1 protein-coding gene is annotated in these 2,170 nt (G+C 43.4%); it reads right to left on the bottom strand.

What is annotated here, in order from left to right:
• Positions 1 to 187: 187 nt before the first annotated feature.
• Positions 188 to 1,927 (bottom strand): hypothetical protein, encoded by a 1,740-nt coding sequence (locus tag ACNRUY_RS26300; protein WP_488114629.1) that lies wholly within the window; start codon positions 1,925 to 1,927, stop codon positions 188 to 190.
• Between the last annotated feature and the right edge of the window lie 243 nt (positions 1,928 to 2,170).

The raw sequence follows: 2,170 nt of genomic DNA, 5'->3' as shown, positions 1-2,170 counted from the left end.
AAGAACGCCAATGGAAACTCTGATAGATGGCAAAGAGATCTGGAAGGAAAAATTTGTAGCCTGAATTTGACCTGACAGACACCCTCTGAAAAATCGGTGACTGTCAGATCAGGTCTGAACTACTACAGATTATCCACCAAAAATTGCAGGGGCTAGGCTGCTTTTGCGATCCCAAAAGATGAATTTATCAAATAGCTGGGGTTGTTCGCACCTTCCCTAGTTCTTTAGTGAGTCCTTCTCTTAAAACCCAGTTATAAATATACCGTTTTAATACCATATCAAACCTATCGTCCGGCATACAAGAACAATTTAAAATACATTCAATACCTCCTATATCTTTTAGCCAAGAATAAATATCAACCATTCCATCAATATCACTATACAGTTTTAGATCCACAAACTTATCACAAAGATATTCATGCATATAAGCCTTTACTGACTGCTTCTTATCGGACTCATCCCCATTAATCAAATAATCCGACGAAGCCATAATACCAACAAATTCACGACAGCTTTCAAATCCGCCATTCCATTTTTCCCCCAACCACTCTTCCACTTTTCCATCATGGACATCTTCTTTATCAAATATCAAAGAAGACAGAATTGCGGCACTCAACGATAGGTGCCTTCCATCAAAAAACCCATTTACTGGTCGAAAAATACTATACCTCCTTTCTTTAAACTCCAATATCCTATCTGATAACAAAAAACGACTAATGAAAGAGGACGATGTTTTTACACGAATCATTTTGATATGATGATCATCTTCATCAACAACAAAATATAAAAAATAGTCACCCACTTCTGTATTAAATAAGCCCTTCACTACGTATGGACAGTCTTCGAATAGAGCAGTTTTTCCAGTTACCTCGGCAACCTCATGATCTGGATTCGAGTCAAGGTTTTCAACAAAACAACGGTAACAAAGGTCTCTATACAGATCTCTGGCAAATTTATTACACTGCTTACAAATACCTTGTTTCCAACCTCCTCCCCCCGGATCCTCAGAGCCACTACCGGCCTTGTCATTTCCCCCCACAGAGCCTTCCTCCAGCGAGTTCCCCCCCCTTTTTTCGGAAGTGCTATCCCCCTGGCTTCCAGAAGCCATTGTCTGCGTTTGACCATCGCCATTCGTTGGCAGCGCATTGAAAGTGGGACCTGCTTCAGCCTTCCGACGGAGGTCATCATAAGATGAAGGCCTGCCGTCATCCGCCTCTTGTCCGACACCATTATTCGCTAAACCAACCGCCAACCGACCTTGTGCCTGGTAACCCACACCATAAACCTGACGCATTGAAGAGGTAATCGGTGTCGTATCAATGCGATAATTGAGATCAACCCCTGACAGTTCCAACAACGCTTCCAATAACCGTGTTCGGCGGGCTTCCCCCTGGTTTTCCGTGAAGAGATCAGCCATTATTACCCGCCATCGATCTTGTCGTATTCGCTGCAGAGTATCCTCTCCGTCCGCTTCCATTGCAGACTGATAACTCAGCCAGGCCCCCCCCGTCACCTCAGCAACTAATTCAGGATCCGGTTCGGCTGATCCACGGAGTTCCAGGCCCCCCAACGCCTCTCTCACTAACTTAAACAAAGTATCATAGTTGAAACCAGCCTGCCCATTGCCATCCGTGGGCACGGTTTCTGGCTCTATCAAACCACTTGTTTGATCTTCTGAATAAAAGTACTTTCCTCTAAAAACCGGAGACTGCCCCTGATCAACCAGGAATTCTTCCATTGAGGGATTATTTATTTTATTCAAAATCATCGGTACCATGATTGCCAGGATCGCACTGTTGGATACTGATGAGAGACTCACATCTGACTGGGAGTATGTATCGTTAGCAACCCCTAAAATGATAATAACAGGAAGGCATAATTGATATAAGATTTTGTTTACAGCCCTGTTCCATAAAGAGTCAACCATAGTGTTATGCTACCTTACCTATAGAATGAAAACACGAGATAGGCACTCATGACCCGAGCCTTCATGACAGTTAATTAAACCACAAGTACAAAGAGTAATTTGGGAAGGTGCGAATCCCCCCTGTGTCAGGATAGATGTCGCCTCTTTTGACTCATGACTCTCTTCAATGGAGAGATGATTAAAAGAGGCAGTTATGGCTCGCTACTCCAAAGAAATGAAAGAGGCCGTCATCCAGAAGATGAT

This window comes from Endozoicomonas sp. Z74 (assembly GCF_057680865.1).
This window is presented reverse-complemented; position numbering and strand designations above follow the sequence as displayed.